Below are 19,018 nucleotides of genomic sequence, written 5' to 3'. Positions count from 1 at the left end.
AGTATGAAAACGCGGCGGGGACCAACCAGTTCCCCTGCCCAGTCAGTGATCAAGGCGGTCTCACGCCCCAATGAGGCGCCTTGATCACTGACTGCGCAGACAAAACGGCGCGCGATACCCCAATTCCTCCCTTTTGTCCCTGCGCAGTTCTCGATCAAGATGCAGTGGATTGCCCAGCCGAGCCGGATGATCGGCGTCTGCGCAGGCAAGTCCGAGCGGGGGCGCCTGACCGGGCCCCGCGGCGCCAGGAGGTTGGCGGCGCCGCAGTGACGGGCAGGCTGGAGGGATGAACTGTGCGTGGCGTGGGCTGAGGCCCGGCGGATGGGAGGCATAGCGCCGGGCCGTGATCCGCCGTCCACACCGGCGCGGGCAGCAGCGCCACGGGGCACGGCGCGGACCGTACTGCTCCCTGAGACCGTGCTGCTCCACGAGACGGAGCGCACCCGGATCTCCCGCCTCGTCCTCCCGACAGGACCGGTGATCCGCAAGGAGCCGCTCGGGCCGGACGCGCCGGGGCGGCTGCGGCATGAGCGGGAGATCCTCGACCGCCTGGCCGGCCTGCCGGGGATCTCGCAGCTGGCGCGGGACGGCTCTCAGGCGCCGCCGGACGCGATCCTGTTGGTGGACGTCGGCGGGGCTCCACTGTCCGAACGGACCCTGCCGCTGGACCCGGCCGAGCTGCTCACGCTGGCCGAGCGGCTGGCTCAGACCCTGGCGGGGATGCACCGCAGGGGAGTGGTGCACCGGGACGTGAACCCGACGAACGTCATCGTGACGACGGACCCGAGCACCGCGAGGCGACGTACCGCGGATGGCCTCGCCGCCGGAGACACGCCTTACCTGATCGACTTCGCGCTCGCGGGGGTCGTCGAGGCCTCCGAGGTCCGGTCAGCTCCGCCGATGTTCTCGGGGCACCGCGAGATCGTCGGCACCGTGCCGTATCTGGCGCCGGAGCTGACCGGCCGGACCGGGCGCCCGGTCGACCAGCGGGCCGACCTGTACGCCCTCGGCGCGACGCTGTACGAGCTGGCGACCGGCGCCCCGCCGTTCGGCTCAGGCGACCCGGTGCGCGTCCTGCACGACCATCGCACTCGGGCGCCTACGCCGCCGTCGGCGCTGAACCCGAAGGTGTCGCCCGAGCTGTCCGGCATTCTCCTGCACCTGCTGGAGAAGGAGCCCGACGACCGGTACCAGAGCGCGGACGGGCTGGAGCACGATCTGGCCGAGCTGCGCAGTGGCGGCCGGGTGGCTCGTCCGGGCCGGCATGACGTCCCGGCGCGGCCACTGACGCCGTCCCGCCTGGTCGGGCGCGACGAGGAGATCGGCGACCTGCGTCAGGCGTTCGACGACGTCATGGCGGGCCGGTGCAGCGGGGTGCTGCTCAGTGGCGTCTCCGGCGTCGGCAAGACGTCGTTGGCCGACGAGCTGCGCCCGATCGTCGCCGCGCACGGCGGCTGGTTCGTCGCCGGCAAGTTCGACCAGTACCGCCGAGACCAGGAGTACGACGGTGTGCGCAACGCGTTCCGGGGGCTGAGCCGGCTGCTGCTGGCCGAGCCCGAGGCCGCGTTGACGCAGCTGCGGGACCGGCTGCTGACCCGGCTGGGCGCCACCGCCGGGCTCGCCGCCGCCGTCGTGCCCGAGCTGGGCGCCCTGCTGAGCGTGCGCGCGCAGGCAGGCGACCCGATGACCACGCAGGCACGCGCGGAGGGCTGCGCCCTCGGGGTCCTGCGCGCCGTGGCGCGCCTGGACCGGCCGCTGGTGTTCTTCGTCGACGACCTGCAGTGGGCCGGCCGGACACCGCTGGGCCTGGTCGACCAGGTGTTCAGCGGCGCGGAGACGATCGAGGGACTGCTGCTGGTCTGTGCCTACCGAGAGGACGCCCTGGACCCGCCGCATCCGCTGACGCCGTTGCTGGCCGCCTGGGAGGCGCAGCGGGTGCGACCGCGGCGGCTGCGGCTGGGCGGGCTGGCGCCGGCCGGCCAGGCCGCGATGCTGACCGACCTGCTGAACCTGCCGCCGGCGTCCGCCGTCGAGCTGGCCCAGCTCGTCGCGACGTCCACTCGCGGCAACCCCTACGCCACGGTCGAGCTGATCAACGCGCTGCGCCACGACGGGATGCTGTCCGCGGACGACGGAACCTGGCGGTGGGATCGGGCCGCGCTACGCCGCCGCCGCTCGGAGCTGTTCGACGTCGACGCGCTGCTGACCGCTCACGTCGCGACGCTGCCCCCCGCCACTCGCGAGCTGCTGGTGGCGATGGCCTGCCTTGCCGGCGAGATGCGACTTGACCTGCTGGCGGTCGCGGTCGGCCTGCCGCCCGACGACGTCCGCCGGAGGCTCGCCCCCGCGCTGGCCGGCGGCCTGGTGGTGCCAGCGGCCGAGGACAGAAAGAGCGTCCGCTTCTACCACGACCGGGTGCGCGAGTCGGTGCTCGGCGGCGTGTCCGGGCCTGCGCGGCGCGACACGGAGCTCGCGCTGGCCAGGCGGCTGGCCCGCCGGCCCGAGTTCGTCGACGCGGCGGCGCAGCAGTACCTGCGGGTGGCCGACGCGGTGCACGAAGCCGACGAGCGACGGAGGATGGGTGAGCTGTTCCGGCAGGCGGCCGTCGAGGCGGTCGTGTTGGGCGACTACCTGCTGGCCGAACGGTTCCTGACCGCCGCGGTGCCGCTGGCCGACCCGGCCGACGTGGAGGGCCTGATCGGGCTGCGCACCGAGCGGCACGCCGCCCTGTACTGCCAGGGCCGGCTGGAGGAGGCCGACGCCGAGTTCCAGGCGATCTGCCGGCTCAGCGCCTGTCCGGCCCAGCGCTCGGCCGCCACCGCCGTGCAGGTCATGAGCCTCACCAACCGCAGCCGCGGCCGGGAGGCGATGTCCCTCGGGCTCGGCCAGCTGCGTCGCCTCGGCGTGGCCGTCCCGGATCCCGCCCACCTCGACGAGGAGATCGACCGCGGGTTCGCCGAGATCTACCGCTGGATCGACCAGACCGACGAGTCCGCCGACGTGCGCGGGTCGGGCGACGGCGACGACGCGTGGCAGCGCGCGGTCGGGATCGTCAACCGGCTGATGCCCACGGCCTTCTTCTACGACCAGCCGATGATGGTCTGGCTGGCCGTGAACGTACTGCGGATCTGGGCGCGGGACGGGCCGGACCCGAGGCTGCTGGTACCAGCCGGCCACATCGCCGGGGCGCTGATCACGCGTCGAGCTGACTACGAGACCGCCGGCCGGGTGATGCGACGGATTCTCGACGTCGCGCGGGCCGGTGCCGACGAGGCGGAAGGCTGGGAGGCGGAGCTCTGGGACGCCCGTTTCCTCTACGCCGTGAGCGCCGGGCACTGGTTCGACGCGCTGGAGGACAACCTGGCCGAGGCTCGGCGGGTGCTGGCGGGCCTGATCCGGGTCGGGCACCTGCAGAACGCCTGCTGGAACTACTTCGGGCTGCTTTACAACCTGCTGGACTGCGCGCCGGCACTCGAGGACTTCGCGGCGCAGGTCGACGAGGCCCTCGCCCTCGCCGCGCGGACGGGCAACCCCCACGCCGAGGAGACGTTCCAGTCGTGCCGGCAGCTGGCCAGCGTGCTGCGCGGCGAGGTCGCCGAGTCGACGGTCGACGAGCTGACCCGGGAGACCCTGCTGGCGGGCAACCCGCAGGCCGTCGCCCACATGCACATCGCCCGGGCGATCGCCGCCGCCATCCTCGACCAGCCCGCCGACCTGGCCCGGCACACCGCGGCGGCGCTCCCGTTCTGCTCCACCACCGGGTCCAACTACTCGATGGCGATCGCCCGGGTGCTGCGTGCCCTGGCGCTGGCGGCGCGGGCCAGGGCGACGGAGGCCGGCGAGCGGGACGCCGCGCTGGTGGAGCTCGCGGACCTGGTGGCCTGGCTGACCGCCCGGGCCGCCGACGCGCCGGCCAACTTCCAGCACCTGCTGCGCCTGGTCGAGGCGGAGCGGGCCTGGGCCGGGGGCGACTTCCAGCAGGCCGCGTACACGTTCGACCTGGCCCAGCATGACAGCCAGGCGCGGTGCCGACCCTGGCACCAGGCCCTGATCCTCGAACGCTCCGCGCGGTTCTACCTGGCCCACGGCATGTACGAGGCGGGCCGATCGCTGCTCGCCGCCGCCCGGCACCGCTACGGGCAGTGGGGCGCGACCGCGAAGGCCAGCCAGCTCGACTGGGTGAACCCGACGCTGTGCCCCGAGCCGGCCGGTGCGCAGCTGGCCGGCGGGCCGGACGAGGAGGTGATGGGCCGGCGCTCCACCCTCGCGACGGGCACCATCGACCTGCTCGGCGTCGTCGCCGCCTCCCAGGCGCTCAGCTCCGAGACCGGCATCGCGGGCCTGCGGGCCCGGGTCGAGCGCATCCTGTCGGAGATGACCGGCGCGACCGGCGTCCACCTGCTGCTGCGCGACGAGGACCGGCACCGCTGGTCGGTGCCGGACGGCGCCGGCACCGTGGTCCCACTGGAGGCGGCCGGCCGGCGCGGCCTGGTCCCGTCCTCGGTCGTCCGGTACGCCGAGCGGACCCACGAGCCGGTCGCCGTCGCCGACGCCACCCAGGACGACCGGTTCCGCCGCGACCCCTACTTCGCCGGCCTCGACCGCTGCTCCCTGTCCGCGGTGCCGATCCTCATCCGCGGCGAGCTGCGGGCCATGCTGCTGCTGGAGAACCGGATGATCCGCGGCGCGTTCTCGACCGAGCGCCTGGAGGGGATCATGCTGATCGCCGGCCAGCTGACGGTCTCGCTGGACAACGCGCTCGTCTACGCGTCGCTGGAGCGCAAGGTGACCGAACGGACCCGCCAGCTCGCCGCCGCCAACCAGCGGCTCGAACAGCTCTCGGTCACCGACCCGCTGACCGGCCTGGCCAACCGCCGCCGGCTGGAGGACGTCCTCGGCTCCGAATGGGGCCGGTCCGAGCAGCAGCGCACCCCGCTGGGCCTCGCCATGATCGACGTCGATCACTTCAAGGGCTACAACGACCGCTTCGGCCACACCGCCGGGGACCGGTGCCTGCAGCGAGTGGCCGCCTGCCTGCTGGCGAACGTGCGCGACACCGAGCTGGCCGCCCGCTATGGCGGCGAGGAGTTCGCGATCGTGATGCCGGACGCGGACCGGGACACCGCGACCCGGCTGGCCGGGCGGCTGTGCCACGCCGTCGCAGAGCTCGCCGAGCCGCACCCGTCGGCCCAGGAGGCCATCGTCACCGTGAGCGTCGGAGCCGCGTCCGTCGTCCCGGGCCCCGACGGCTCGGTGGCGAAGCTCGTCGACCTCGCCGACGCGGCCCTCTACCAGGCCAAGCGGGACGGCCGGGGCCGCGTCAGCGTGGCGGATCCGTGACCGCCGGGCGGCGTCAGAGCCCGAGGTGGCGGGCGATGAGCATCTTCTGGACCTCGGAGGTGCCCTCGCCGATCTCCAGGATCTTCGCGTCGCGCCAGTGCCTGGCGACCGGATACTCGTTCATGAACCCGTAGCCGCCGAAGATCTGCGTCGCCTCGCGCGCGTTCGTGACGGCGGCCTCCGAGGAGAACAGCTTCGCGATCGCGGCCTCCTTCTTGAACGGCAGGCCGGCGAGCATCCGGGCGGCGGCGTCGTAGTAGGCCGTCCTGGCGACGTGCGCCCGCGCCTCCATCTCGGCGATCTTGAACTGGATCGCCTGGTACTTCCCGATCGGGACGCCGAACGCCTCGCGCTCCTTGGCGTACTTCACCGACTCGTCGACGCACGCCTGCGCGAGGCCGACCGACAGGGCCGAGATCGCGATCCGGCCCTCGTCCAGGATGCGCAGGAAGTTCGCGTAGCCGCGTCCCTCCTCGCCGAGCAGGTTCGCCGCCGGCACCCGCGCGTCGACGAAGCTCAGTGGGTGGGTGTCCGAGGCGTGCCAGCCGACCTTCGAGTACGGCGGCTCGGCGGTGAAGCCGGGCGTCGGCACCGGGACGATGATCGTGGAGATCGCCGGCTTGCCGGCCGCCGAACGGCCCGTGACGGCGGTGACGGTGACGACCTTGGTGATGTCGGTGCCCGAGTTGGTGATGAACGCCTTCGAGCCGTTGATCACCCACTCGTCGCCGTCGAGCTTCGCCGTGGTCCGCGTCCCGCCCGCGTCCGAGCCCGCGCCCGGCTCGGTCAGCCCGAACGCGCCGAGCGCCTTGCCGCTGGCCAGCAGTGGCAGCCACTCCTTGCGCTGCTCCTCGGAGCCGAACCGGTAGATCGGCATCGCGCCGAGCCCGACCCCGGCCTCCAGCGTGATCGCGACCGACGAGTCGGCCCGGGCCAGCTCCTCGATCGCCAGGCACAGCAGGAAGTAGTCACCGCCCTGGCCGCCCCACTCCTCGGGGAACGGCAGCCCGAACAGCCCGAGGTCGGCCATCTGGTCGATGACCGCGTAGGGGAACGTCTTCGTCTCGTCGTGATGGGCGGCGACCGGCGCGACGACCTCCCGAGCGAACTCCTCGACGGTCCTGCGCAGCGCCTCCTGCTCGTCCGTGAGCCGGGTGTCAGGCATCGGTCCGCTCCTCCGTGCTTTTCGGCAGTGCTTGTCGGTGAGTGCTTGTCGGTGGTGTCGCGCCGTTCTCGGGCGGTCAGTTCTCGGCTGGTCAGGTCGCGTCGGCGGCCGGCTCGACGACGGCGAGCAGCGCGTCCAGGGCGACCCGGGCGCCGACGGCGACCAGCACGTCCTTCACCAGTCCGGCGACCGGTGCCGTGATCGCGTGCTCCATCTTCATCGCCTCCACGACCGCGAGCCGCTGGCCGGCGGCGACGGAGTCCCCGGCCGCGACGTCGACCGCGATCACGGTGCCTGGCATCGGGCTGCGCGCCTGCCCGTCGCCGGCCGCGGCCGCCACGGAGCCCGGCTCGCGGACCCACTCGCCGAGCGGCCAGGCGGCGCCGCCGGCACCGCCCCACAGCGCGCCGTCCGGGCCGTCGGCGAGCCGCCAGCGCGACGTGACGCCGTCCAGGGTGACGAGCAGCTCGGTACCGGCGGGGCCCTCGACGCGGCTGGCGGCCGCGGCGATCGGCGCCCGCCCGTCGATCCGCACCGCCGCCGCCGCGGGTGTGCCCCGTACCTCGACGCGGGGCCGGGCGCCGGCACCCAGGTCGAGTGTCCAGCGCAGCCAGGTGTCCTCGCCGACCCGCCAGCCGGACGGCACGTCCCACGGGTCGACGACCGGACCGGCCGGCTCCAGCCGCAGCAGCTGGGCCAGCGCGTAGACGGCGAGCGCGTCCGCCGTCGGCCCGACCCCGCCGCCTTCGGCCGCGCTTGCCTGGGTCGAGGTGTCTTGGGTCGAGGTTCCTTGGGCCGAGGTGTTCTCGGCCGAGCCCTGCGGCGCCGGGGCGGCCGTCAGCTCGGCGAGATGACGCTCCACCAGGCCGGTGTCCAGCCGGCCGGCGCGCACGTCCCGGTTCGCGAGCAGCGTCCGCAGGAAGCCGATGTTCGTCGTGACGCCGAGCAGCACGGTGTGCGCGAGCGCCGCGTCCAGGCGGCGCAGCGCGCCGGCCCGCTCCGGGGCCCAGGCGATCACCTTCGACAGCATCGGGTCGTAGTCCGAGCCGACGACCGTGCCGGCGGCGACGCCCGAGTCGACCCGGACCCCCTCACCCGCCGGCTCGGTCAGGGCGAGGATCTCGCCGCCGGTCGGCAGGAAGCCGCGGCCCGGGTCCTCCGCGTAGACGCGGGCCTCGACCGCGTGCCCGGTCAGCGTCACGTCCTGCTGGCGTACCCGCAGCGGCTCGCCGGCGGCGACCCGCAGCTGCTCGGCGACCAGGTCGAGGCCGGTGACGAGCTCGGTCACCGGGTGCTCGACCTGCAGGCGGGTGTTCATCTCCAGGAAGTAGAAGGTCTCCGGCTCGTCGCCCGCGACGATGAACTCGACGGTCCCGGCGCCGACGTAGCCGACCGCGGCCGCCGCGGTGACGGCGGCCTGGCCGATCCGCTCCCGCACGGCCGCGCCGTCGGGGAGCGCCGTGAGCAGCGCCGACGGCGCCTCTTCGATGATCTTCTGGTGGCGTCGCTGCAACGAGCACTCGCGCTCACCGAGGTGGATGACGTTGCCGTGGGCGTCGGCGAGGACCTGGACCTCGATGTGGCGCGGACTGTCGACGTAGCGCTCCAGGAAGAGCGTGTCGTCGCCGAACGCGTTGGCGGCCTCCCGGCGGGCCGAGGCCACCGCGTCGGCCATCTCGGCCGCCACGCGCACGATCCGCATGCCCTTGCCGCCGCCACCGGCGGACGGCTTGAGCAGCACCGGGAACCCGATCTCCTCGGCCGCCTCGGCCAGCGCCGCCGCGTCCAGGCCGGGCTCGGCCCGGCCGGGCACGACCGGCACCCCGGCCGCCACCATCGCCTTCTTTGCGGTGATCTTGTCGCCCATCACCTCGACGGCGTGCGCCGGCGGCCCGACGAAGACGATCCCCTGCTCGGCGCAGGCCGCCGCGAACGCCGCGTTCTCCGACAGGAAGCCGTAGCCGGGGTGGATCGCCTGCGCCCCCGTCGCCCAGGCGGCGGCGAGCACGGCGGTCGTGTTCAGGTACGACTCGCGGGCGGGCGCCGGCCCGATCCGGACCGCGACGTCCGCCTCCCGAACGTGCCGGGCGCCGGCGTCCGCGTCCGAGTAGACCGCGACCGACCGGATTCCCAGCTCCCGCAGGGTCCGGATGACCCGGACGGCGATCTCCCCCCGGTTCGCGACGAGCACGGTGTCGAACATCGAGTGCGTTTCTCCTCCTGCTTACTTCCGGCTGCTTACATTCGGAAGACGCCGTAGCCACGATCTTCGATCGGGGCGTTGGCGGCGACGGAAAGGGCGAGCCCGACGACGGTCCGGGTGTCGGCCGGGTCGATGACGCCGTCGTCCCAGAGCCGGGCGGTCGAGTGGTATGGGCTGCCCTGGGCGTCGTACTGCTCGCGGATCGGCCGGCGGAACGACTCCTCGGCGTCCACCGGCCAGTCCTGGCCCTTCGCCTCCAACTGGTCACGGCGGATCGTGGCCAGCACGGCCGCGGCCTGGTCGCCGCCCATCACCGAGATCCGGGCGTTCGGCCACATCCACAGGAACCGGGGCGAGTACGCCCGCCCGCACATCGAGTAGTTGCCCGCGCCGAACGAACCGCCGATCACCACGGTGAACTTCGAGACCCGGGCACAGGCGACGGCCATCACCATCTTCGCCCCGTGCTTGGCGATCCCGCCGGCCTCGTACTCCCGGCCGACCATGAACCCGGTGATGTTCTGCAGGAACAGCAGTGGAATCGACCGGGCGTCGCACAGTTCGATGAAGTGCGCACCCTTGAGCGCGGACTCGGAGAACAGCACCCCGTTGTTCGCGATGATCCCGACCGGATGCCCGTGGATGTGGGCCGTCCCGCAGACGAGCGTCGAGCCGTACTCCGCCTTGAACTCCGCGAACCGACTCCCGTCGACCAGCCTCGCGATCACCTCGCGGACGTCATACGGGATCTTCGCGTCGGTCGGCACGGCGGCGTAGAGCGTCTCCGGGTCGACGGCCGGCGGCTCGGTCGGGACGACGTCCCACGGCCGGGCCGCGCGCGGCCCAAGGGCGCCGACGATCTGGCGGACGATCCGCAGCGCGTCCGCGTCGTCCTCGGCCAGATGGTCGGTCACACCGGACGTCCGTGAGTGCAGCAGGCCGCCACCCAGCTCCTCGGCGGAGACGACCTCGCCGGTCGCGGCCTTCACCAGCGGCGGGCCGCCGAGGAAGATCGTGCCCTGGTCGCGGACGATCACGGCCTCGTCGCTCATCGCCGGTACGTACGCGCCGCCGGCCGTGCACGAGCCGAGCACGGCCGCGATCTGCGGGATGTCGCGGCGCGACATGGTCGCCTGGTTGAAGAAGATCCGGCCGAAGTGCTCCCGGTCCGGGAAGACGTCGTCCTGCAGCGGCAGGAAGGCCCCGCCCGAGTCGACCAGGTAGACGCAGGGCAGCCGGTTGTGCAGGGCCACCTCCTGCGCGCGCAGGTGCTTCTTGACCGTCATCGGGTAGTACGTGCCGCCCTTGACGGTGGCGTCGTTGGCGACGATCACGCACTCCCGGCCGGCGACCCGCCCGATCCCGGTGATGATCCCGGCCCCCGGCGCGTCACCGTCGTACATCCCGTCGGCGGCGAGCGGCGACAGCTCCAGGAACGGGCTGCCCCGGTCGAGCAGCCCGTCGACCCGGTCGCGGGGGAGCAGCTTGCCGCGCTCGACATGCCGGCGCACAGCCGACTCCGGGCCGCTACGCGCCCCGTCGAGCTTGGCTCGCAGCTGGGCGACCAGCTCCGCATGCCGGGCCGCGTTCGCCTTGCCCTCCGCCGAGTCCGCGTCGACGCTGCTCGTGAGCACCGTCCCAGCCGCCGGCCCAAACGGGTGAGACAGGTTAGTGGCCGCTAACATGCGGCCAGGTTAGCGCCCATTAACCACCCGCGCCAGTGCTGCGAGCCGCAAGCGCCTACGTCACACCACCTCCCGCCCCTGCCAAGATCGCGCGCGAGCCCCGCGGGGCGAGGCTTCCGGCGACCTCCGCGAGCCGCGGCCCCTCGCAGGTCGCGGCCGCGAGCGCGATGGGGCAGCTCACCGGTCGGGAGTAGCGAGGATCTTGAAGAGCATGTTGTTGACGTCGGTCAGCGTCTGGACATCGACGTGGCGTTCACAGGTGGTCAGGGAGGCCTTGAGGACAAAGGTCACGAGACCCATCACCGCCCACAGGTCCTCACCGAGGGACACGCAGAACCCTTCGGCGGTCGCGTTTCCCACAACCAGCGCGACGAGCACAGTCGGCTCGTCGGCGATCTCGTTGTAGACGGTGGAACTGATGACCAACACCCGCTGCGAGGTCGGCCCCCCGCTCGTCGCCCAGATCTCACCCCGTCGCGGTGGCGTCACTCGGCGGGGACCGCGACGTTCGGGAGCCCCGCGTCGGCGAGTGCGCGCTGGTTGGTCGCGGCGAAGGCAAGAGCGGAGGCCGACACCGATGGGTCGGCTCGCACCCAGGCGCCGTGGGCCGCGCAGCGTCGCCGCATGTCCTCGGCGTCCAAAACGCCTTCGATCCAGGCGTTCATCGAGGTCTGCGCGGATTCCGAATACCGCTTCACGGTCTCGTAGGCCTCGTCTGACAGCCGGAGCGTGATCACGCGAGCCATGCGCCGCATGCTAGCACTCATTGACAGCATGACCCGCCTGCAAGGGCCGGGAGGTTGTCGAGAGATGGGTGGCGATGGCGCTTGAGCTGTCTGAGTGGGCAGTGTCATAGCCATCGGTCTATGAGGGCCGGCTGAGTTCGGCGCCGGGGCCGAGGGTTGGCCGGGTACCGTTGAAGAACCGCGAGTGTGCGTCAAGCCGCCAGCGGTGTTGAGACAGGGAGATCTTCAGTGCGGGTTGTCAGGGTGGAGCGCCGACCGCTGTAGCCGGGCCGTCCTGCGTGGGTGGCCCGGCGGCGACGTCTGGCGACGCGTCGGGTGACGACGCGCGCAGTCCGGTGGCCACCCTCGAAGCGTCGTCCGTCGATGGCGCCTCACCGCAACGATGGAGTCTCCTCCCATGCCCGCTCAGGCTTCTATTTCCCGCGTTGACCTCCTTTCGCGCACGTTCATCCGGACGCTGCGCGAAGACCCGGCGGACGCGGAGACCGCCAACCACCGGCTGCTGGTGCGCGGCGGTTATGTCCGCAAGGCTGCCTCCGGGATCTACAGCTACCTGCCGCTCGGGCTTCGGGTGCTGCGCCGGATCGAGGCGGTCGTGCGGCAGGAGATGGCCGCCGCCGGCTGCCAGGAGCTGCTCATGCCGGCGCTGATGCCCCGCGAGCTGTGGGAACGCAGCGGCCGGTGGGCCGACTACGGCGACCTGATGTTCCGCGTGATCGACCGCAAGGGCACGGAGTTCTGCCTCGGCCCGACGCACGAGGAGCTGGTTACCAGCCTGGTCGCGAACGAGCTCGGCGGTCACCGGGACCTGCCGTTGCGCGTCTTCCAGATCCAGACGAAATACCGGGACGAGCTGCGACCCCGGTCCGGGCTGGTCCGTTCCCGGGATTTCGTCATGAAGGACGCGTACACCTTCCACGCCGACGAGGATTCGCTGCGCGAGACCTATCGGGAGATGTACGCCGCCTACGAAAGGGTCTTCACCCGGTGCGGCCTTCGGTTCCGGGCCGTCGAGGCGCAGGCGGGCGAGATGGGCGGTGGCCGCAACCAGGAGTTCATGGCGCCGACCGAGATAGGCGAGGACCTCGTCGCGTTCGCCCCGAATGGCACGTACGCGGCCAACCTGGAGACGGCCTCGGCTGCTGTGCCGACGCCGGTCGAGCCCGGCACCCAGCCGCTCACCCGGGTCCACACGCCCGGTGCGCAGACCGTCGACGATGTCGCCGCGTTTCTGGGAACGCCGCCCGGCCAGGTCCTCAAATGCCTGTTGTACAAGGTTCCCGCGGCTCGGGGCAGTGAGGCGGCTAAGGGCAGCGAGGTCTTGGCCGTGCTGTGCCCCGGCGACCGGGAGGTCAACGAGCTGAAGCTGACCCGGGTGCTCGGAGCGACGCCGGCCCTGCTGGACGCGGCCGACTTCGAAGCACACCTGGGCCTGGTACGTGGGTATGTCGGGCCGCACGGCCTCGCGTCACGGGTCAGCCGGATTCTCGCGGACCATCATGTCGCGGCCGGGCGGGACTGGACCATCGGCGCGAACGAGCCCGGCTACCACCTCACCGGCGCCAACCTGGGCCGGGACTTCGAGGCGGACCTGGTCGCCGACGTGGTCAACGTCCGCGCCGGTGACCCGTCGCCGGACGGCTCTGGTCCGCTGACGCTTGAGCGAGCGGTCGAGATCGGTCATATCTTCCAGCTCGGCGCGAGATATTCGGTGCCGCTGGGGGCGACGTTCCTCGACGCGACCGGTGTCGAGCGCCCGGCGCTGATGGGCTGCTACGGGATCGGGATCAGCCGGTTGATGTCCGTCGTGATCGAGCAGCACCACGACGAGCACGGCATCCGCTGGCCGGCGGAGCTCGCGCCCTATGACGTCCAGGTGATCCCGCTCGGCCGCAGGATCGACGAGGACTCGGTCCGCTCCGTCGCGGACACGCTTGCCGGGGTCGGTCTGGAGGTGCTCGTGGACGACCGGTCCGGCGCGTCGGCCGGCGTCAAGTTCGCCGACGCGGACCTCGTCGGCGCCCCGTTCCAGGTCGTCCTCGGCCGCCGCGCCGCCGAGGGCATCGCCGAGCTACGCACCCGCGACCGCTCCACCGCCACCGAGGTCGCCCTGGCCGAGCTGACCAACGTCATCGACGAAATCCGAACCGCGAGCTGAACCATCCCGGCGGCATTCGGGACCGCCGGTGGTGGGCGAACCCGCGACGGTCTAGCGCCGCCTTCCGCGTGGCCTTGATCGCGGTTTGGGCCCTGGGGTGGTCGTGACGAGGACGTTTCCACGACCGCCCCAGGGCCCAAACGGCGATCAAGGCCCGGCGCGGCGGCGCGGCGGCGCGGCGGCGCGGCGGCGCGCGCGGCGATCCGGCCAGATGGTCCTGGCCGGCTGGTCAGCTGTTGCGGGGGAAGCGGTTTGGGTCGGCGCGGCCCGGGTTCGCGAGGGCGGTGATGGTGCAGGAGCCGAGCAGGCCGGCGGCGTCGTGGATCGTCGCCCGGCCGAAGGAGATGCCGTCGGCGCCGAACTGGTCCTCGGCGAGAACCCCGAGGAACTCCCCGACGGGCTCCCGGACCAGCGTCAGCGTCCAGTCGGTGTTGATGTGCTGGATGCCGCCGGTGCCCTGATGGGTCATCGGGCTGGTCATGTCGGCCAGCATCGCGGCCCGGACCACCCCGGTCATCGGCCGGTCCTCGACGATCAGGCTCAGCTCCCGCACCCACATGCCGCCGCGCTGGACGATCCGGTGCGGGCCGAGCGGGGTGTCGGGTGGCACCACGCCGGGCAGCATCGGCCGGCCGTCGATCCGGGGGTTGATCGGGTTCGGGTTCGGGTTCGGGGAGGCGGGGTCGGGCGCCTGCCAGACGCCACGGTCGGGCTGCCAGATCTCCCCAGGCGGGTTGGACCCCGGCCGCAGGAAGACGGCGGTCGCCCGGCCGAACAGGGACCCGTCGTGCTCAAGCAGCACGTCAGCCACGCGGATCCGCCCGCCCTCGCGGACCGCGCGGGTCGTGAGGGACACCGGCGCGAACGGGAGGGTGCGGAACATGTCGCAGGTCAGCCGGGCCAGCCGGTAGCCCGGTCGCGCCTGCTCCCGCTCGACGACGTGCGCCACCAGGCCGCCGAGGATCCGGCCGCTGATCGAGTTCGGCGCCCAGACGCCGGCGGCGACGTCGTTCGGCAGGTAGGTGCCGTCGTCGGCGGCCCGGAAATAGGCCGTCCGAGCGGCCGGCGGGGCGGCCGATGGCAGGGGAGTGGGCTCTGTGGTCGTCATGGCGTGCGCTCCACGCTAGTTGAGGCCAGGCCGGCGGGCGGAGGACAGCGGTCGCCGTGAGACGCGGCTCATTCACCGGTCCAGACGGGAGCGCGCTTCTCGGTGAACGCGAGGGAGCCCTCGATCGCGTCCTTCGAGCGCATGGCCGCCTCGAAGATCGGTGCCTGCAGCTCGACCCACCGGTCGGTCGGCCAGTCCGCCGAGGCGGTGACGATCGCCTTGGTGCGTTCGACCGCCTTGGGAGCGTTGGCCGCGATCTCGGTGGCCAGTGCCTTCGCGGCCTCCAGCGCTCCGCCTGGCGGCGTGAGTGTGTTGACCAGCCCGTACCGGTGCGCGTCCACGGCGGAGAGGAAACCCCCGGTGAGACAGAGCTGCACCGCGACGTTGTACGGGATGCGCCGCGGCAGCCGGTAGAGGCCGCCGCCGCCGGCGATGAGCCCGCGTTTCGGCTCCGGCAGGCCGAACGACGCGTCGTCGGCCGCGGTGATCAGGTCGCAGGCGAGCGCGATCTCGAAGCCACCGGCCAGCGCGTAGCCCTCGACGGCGGCGATCACCGGCTTGCGCGGCGGCTCGCCGGTGATCCCGGCCAGGCCCTTGGGCAGCATCGGGCTCTCGCCGCGGACGAACGCGCGCAGATCCATGCCCGAGCAGAACGTCCCGCCCGCGCCGGTGAGGACCGCGACGGTCAGATCGGCGCGGGCGTCGAACTCGTCGAGTGCCGCCCCGACACCCACGCTGAGCGCCCGGGTGATCGCGTTCCTGGCCCGCGGCCGGTTGAACGTGATCGTCATGATCCCGCCACCGGTCTCGACGAGCACCTCGTCGGACATTCCCCTCCTCATCGGGGTTGGCGGGCACGGTCGGGTTGGCGGGCACGGTAGGGCTGGCAGGTCGGTGCCGGCCGGCTCAGCACGCGCACTTCCGTCGTACCGCCGGCCTGCCGCTCGCCGCAACCAGTTGGCCCGCTACGAGTCGATTCGGACCGATTCGCGCTGGTCAACGTTGCGGAGGGTAGTACTCCGGTTCTCTAGCCCCGGGAGATTTCGCGAGAGTACGGTGCAGATTAGTTACCAAGGATCAACAATCAACCGGCCGGGGCTCCCGCACCAGCGGGCGCCCGCCGGCGCGGGGCGCGCCGGAGCCAGGGCAGGGCTCGGGGGCGAGCCGGGCCAGGCGGCCGGTCCGCCGTGACCGCCCGGAGGACCGGATGACCTCGCTGACCCAGCCACCGAGTGTGGAGCTGCCGCCGGTCGAACGGCTGCGGCCGGGCCTGTGGAGCATCCCGGTACCGCTGCCGTCCCTCGGTCTGCGCCACGTCTTCGTCTACCTGTTCGAGACCGACAACGGTGGCTACATCGTCGACGCCGGCTGGGACACGGAGGAGGCCTACGACGCACTGAGCGCCGGCCTCGCGCTCGCCGGCTACCGGGTCAGCGACATCCGCGGCGTCCTGGCGACGCACATGCACCACGACCACTACGGCCTGGCCGACCGGGTGCGGACCGAGTCCGGCGCCTGGGTCGCGCTGCACCCGGCCGACGAGGCAGCGCTGCGGTTCTTCACCGGCGAGCCGGCCGACCTGCTCGCCGGCATGAACCGGCTGCTCACCCGGGGTGGCGTCCCCGCCGCCGACATCGCCGCGATGACCGCGGCCCTGCCGCCCCGGTCCGCCATCGCCAAGCCCGCGCTGCCGGACGTGCTGATCGAGGACGGCGAGCGCCCGGACGTCCCGGGCTGGGACCTGCGCGCCATCTGGACGCCCGGTCACTCGCCCGGCCACCTGTGCTTCTGGGAGCCGGCCAACCGGCTGCTGCTCGCCGGCGACCACGTGCTGCCCCGGATCACGCCGAACATCCCGTTCGCCGCGGCCGAGAGCGCCGACCCGCTGGGTGACTTCCTGCGTTCGCTGGACAAGGTCGAGCAGTACCCGGCCGACGAGGTGCTGCCGGCGCACGAGTACCGCATCCCGGACCTGTCCCGGCGGCTCGCTGAGCTGCGTGGCCACCACGAGCAGCGGTTCCGTGAGATCGTGACGGCGATCCGCGGCGGAGCGGTCACGGCCTGGGAGATCTGCCAGCGGATGACCTGGTCACGCCCGTGGCACGAGGTCGAGGGATTCATGAAGCGCGCCGCGCTGGCCGAGGGTATGGCTCACCTGCGCGCACTGCAGAAGCGTGGCGTCCTGCGCGAGCTCGACGGTGAGCCGCCCAGCTGGCAGCTGGTCGGCGAATGAGCGAGCGCCGAGCCGCCGGCTAGAACTATGTTCTAGCTCGACAAGCCGGGAGGTCTGGTCATGGCGATCGCCATCAGCGAGGAGCACCGCGAGCTGGCCCGCACGACGCGGGCGTTCCTCACGTCGCACGAGGCACGCGCCGCCGGTCGCGCGTTACTCGAAGCGGACGACGAGCCGTTGCCCGCGTTCTGGAAGCCGTTCGCCGACCTGGGGCTGCTCGGCGTCCACCTGCCGGAGGAGCACGGCGGTGGCGGGGCCGGGCTGAACGAGCTGGTCGTCGTCGTCGAGGAGCTCGGCCGGGCCGTCGCGCCCGGGCCGTTCGTGCCCACCGTCGCCGCCTCGGCCGTCCTCGCGGCCGCCGGCTCGCCCGACCAGCTGGCCCGCCTGCTGCCCGGCCTCGCCGCCGGCGACACCACCGCGGCCGTCGGCCTGCTCGGCGACCTCGCCCTCGCCGGCGGGACCGTCTCCGGCGACGCGGGCGTGGTGCTCGGCGGCGGGCTCGCGTCGCTGTTCGTCCTGGTCGCGGGGGAGGACGTCGTCGTCGTGCCGGCGACCGCCACCGGCCTGACCGTCACAGTCCCGCAGGCCCTGGACCCGGGCCGCCGTTCCGCTCGCCTGACCCTCGACGGCGTCACCCCGACGGAGGTCCTCCCCGGGGCCGCCGCGACCGCGCTCGCGCTGGCTCGGGTGGTCTACGGCGCGGAGGCCGTCGGCGGCGCGCTGGAGACGGCCGAGGTCGCCACCGCCTACGCCAAGGTCCGCGAGCAGTTCGGCCGGCCGATCGGCTCGTTCCAGGCGATCAAGCACCACCTGGCGAACATGCTGGTGGCCGCCGAGCTCGCGACCGCCGCGGTGTGGGACGCCGCTCGCGCCGCCACCGACGGCGCGAGCGCGCAGGAGCTGTCGCTGGCCGCCGCGAGCGCCGCGGCCCTCGCGCTGCCCGCGTTCGCCGGCAACGCCTCGCTCAGCACCCAGGTCCACGGCGGCATCGGCTTCACCTGGGAGCACGACGCCCATCTGCTGCTACGCCGCGCGACGACGCTGACGGCGGTGCTCGGCCCGCGCGCCGCGGCCGCCGACCTGACCAGGCTGTCCGCCGCCGGCGGCGTCCGGGCCGCGTCGCTGGACCTGCCGGACGAGGTCGAGGCCGCCCGCGCCGGGGTCCGCGCGCTGGCCCAGGAGCTCGCCGCGCTGCCAGAGCAGGAGCAGCTCGAACGGCTCATCGACACCGGCTACGTCCAGCCGCACTGGCCGAAGCCGTGGGGCATCGAGGCGCCGGCCGGCCTGCAGCTCGTCATCGACGAGGAGTTCGCCGCGGCGGGCGTGCGACGCCCGAACTACGGCATCACCAGCTGGAACATCCTCACCCTCGTCCAGCACGGCACCCCCGACCAGATCTCCCGGTACGTCCGCAGGGCGCTGACCCGGGAGGAGATCTGGTGCCAGCTGTTCTCCGAGCCCGCCGCCGGCTCCGACGCGGCCGCCGTGCGCACCCGAGCCGAGAAGGTGGACGGCGGCTGGGTCATCAACGGCCAGAAGGTCTGGACCAGCGGTGCCCAGTACTGCCGGCGCGGCCTGGCGACCGTGCGCACCGACTTCTCCGCCGCCAAGCACGCCGGCGTCACCGTGATGATCATCGACATGAGCGCCCCCGGCGTCGAGGTCCGCCCGCTGCGCCAGACCACCGGCGACAGCGGCTTCAACGAGGTCTTCCTGACCGACGTGTTCGTGCCGGACGCGGACGTCGTCGGCGAGCCCAACCAGGGCTGGAAGGTCGCCCGCGCCACCCTCGGCAACGAGCGGGTCAGCATCGGCGGCGGGGTCGGCGCGCCCGCGCCCGGCGACCCCATCGAGCTCTACAAGGCCCAGCCCGACGCGTTCCCCGGCGCGGCGGAGTGGGTGGGACAGTTCCTCGCCACCGGCCTCGCGCTGCGCCAGCTCAACCTTCGCTCCGCGGTGCGGGCCGTGTCCGGCGGCGAGCCGGGCCCGGAGGGCAACATCACCAAGCTGGCCCTGGCCGAGCACATCGGTGATGCCGCCTACCTCGCCCTCGCGTTCGCCGGGCCGGACGCCGCGTTCCTGGAAGGCCCCGGCACGATGGCCGGCCGCTCGGCGCTGTCCTGGCGCGCCATGACGATCGCCGGCGGCACGTCCGAGATCACCCGTAACCAGATCGCCGAACGCATCCTCGGCCTGCCCCGCGACCCGCTGCTGAAGTAGGCACGCCCCCCGCCGGCGCCGCGGCCGGTGCCCCCCCCGCCCCCGCCCCCGGCGGGCGGGGGGGGGCGGGGGGGGGGGGGGGGGGCGCCGACGGTCGGCGGCGCCGCGGCGAGGCCGCCAGATCGACGGGCGAACAGATGGCACTGCCGGGCGACAACGA

General features: G+C 73.1%; 11 protein-coding genes. 4 read left to right on the top strand and 7 right to left on the bottom strand.

The window, feature by feature from the left end; translation table 11 throughout:
* The first annotated feature begins 321 nt into the window (after nt 1-321).
* A complete protein-coding gene (locus tag I6A60_RS15125; protein WP_238435495.1) occupies nt 322-5,340 on the top strand; it encodes a diguanylate cyclase in 5,019 nt (1,672 codons plus the stop codon).
* A 13-nt stretch (nt 5,341-5,353) separates the two neighbouring features.
* Here the strand turns inward: I6A60_RS15125 and I6A60_RS15120 are convergent, their stop codons facing one another.
* The 5 genes from I6A60_RS15120 to I6A60_RS15100 form a co-directional block, all read right to left on the bottom strand.
* Nucleotides 5,354-6,505 (bottom strand): acyl-CoA dehydrogenase family protein, encoded by a 1,152-nt coding sequence (locus tag I6A60_RS15120; protein WP_203023175.1) that lies wholly within the window; start codon nt 6,503-6,505, stop codon nt 5,354-5,356.
* Between the two features lie 91 nt (nt 6,506-6,596).
* The gene (locus I6A60_RS15115) at nt 6,597-8,708 is read right to left on the bottom strand and encodes an acetyl-CoA carboxylase biotin carboxylase subunit (protein WP_203055639.1); all 2,112 of its coding nucleotides are present in this window, start codon (nt 8,706-8,708) and stop codon (nt 6,597-6,599) included.
* Nucleotides 8,709-8,743: 35 nt separating this feature from the next.
* On the bottom strand, nt 8,744-10,393 hold the full coding sequence (locus tag I6A60_RS15110) for a carboxyl transferase domain-containing protein (protein ID WP_203023177.1): 1,650 nt from the start codon (nt 10,391-10,393) through the stop codon (nt 8,744-8,746).
* Between the two features lie 177 nt (nt 10,394-10,570).
* Entirely contained in the window at nt 10,571-10,882 is a 312-nt protein-coding gene (locus tag I6A60_RS15105) for a MazF family transcriptional regulator (RefSeq protein ID WP_203023178.1), read from the bottom strand.
* A complete protein-coding gene (locus tag I6A60_RS15100; RefSeq protein ID WP_203023179.1) occupies nt 10,879-11,139 on the bottom strand; it encodes a pilus assembly protein HicB in 261 nt (86 codons plus the stop codon). Before I6A60_RS15100 ends, I6A60_RS15105 begins: the two co-directional genes overlap by 4 nt.
* Nucleotides 11,140-11,536: 397 nt before the next feature.
* Between I6A60_RS15100 and I6A60_RS15095 the strand changes: the two genes are divergently transcribed.
* Complete coding sequence (locus tag I6A60_RS15095; protein WP_203023180.1) at nt 11,537-13,297, top strand: proline--tRNA ligase; 1,761 nt, start codon at nt 11,537-11,539, stop codon at nt 13,295-13,297.
* Nucleotides 13,298-13,526: 229 nt separating this feature from the next.
* Here I6A60_RS15095 and I6A60_RS15090 read toward each other — a convergent pair whose 3' ends face one another.
* On the bottom strand, nt 13,527-14,405 hold the full coding sequence (locus I6A60_RS15090) for an acyl-CoA thioesterase domain-containing protein (protein ID WP_203011892.1): 879 nt from the start codon (nt 14,403-14,405) through the stop codon (nt 13,527-13,529).
* Between the two features lie 68 nt (nt 14,406-14,473).
* Nucleotides 14,474-15,235 carry a crotonase/enoyl-CoA hydratase family protein gene (locus tag I6A60_RS15085; RefSeq protein ID WP_203011891.1) on the bottom strand — a complete coding sequence of 254 codons (762 nt, stop codon included), beginning with the start codon at nt 15,233-15,235 and terminating at the stop codon, nt 14,474-14,476.
* A 377-nt stretch (nt 15,236-15,612) separates the two neighbouring features.
* Between I6A60_RS15085 and I6A60_RS15080 the strand changes: the two genes are divergently transcribed.
* Nucleotides 15,613-16,638 (top strand): MBL fold metallo-hydrolase, encoded by a 1,026-nt coding sequence (locus I6A60_RS15080; protein WP_203011890.1) that lies wholly within the window; start codon nt 15,613-15,615, stop codon nt 16,636-16,638.
* A 60-nt stretch (nt 16,639-16,698) separates the two neighbouring features.
* A complete protein-coding gene (locus tag I6A60_RS15075) occupies nt 16,699-18,858 on the top strand; it encodes an acyl-CoA dehydrogenase (RefSeq protein ID WP_203055638.1) in 2,160 nt (719 codons plus the stop codon).
* Nucleotides 18,859-19,018: the final 160 nt, after the last annotated feature.

This window comes from Frankia sp. AgB1.9 (assembly GCF_016786355.1).
GTDB lineage: Bacteria > Actinomycetota > Actinomycetes > Frankiales > Frankiaceae > Pseudofrankia.
The sequence above is the reverse complement of the archived record's forward strand: the minus strand, read 5'-3'. Positions and strand labels throughout refer to the sequence as shown.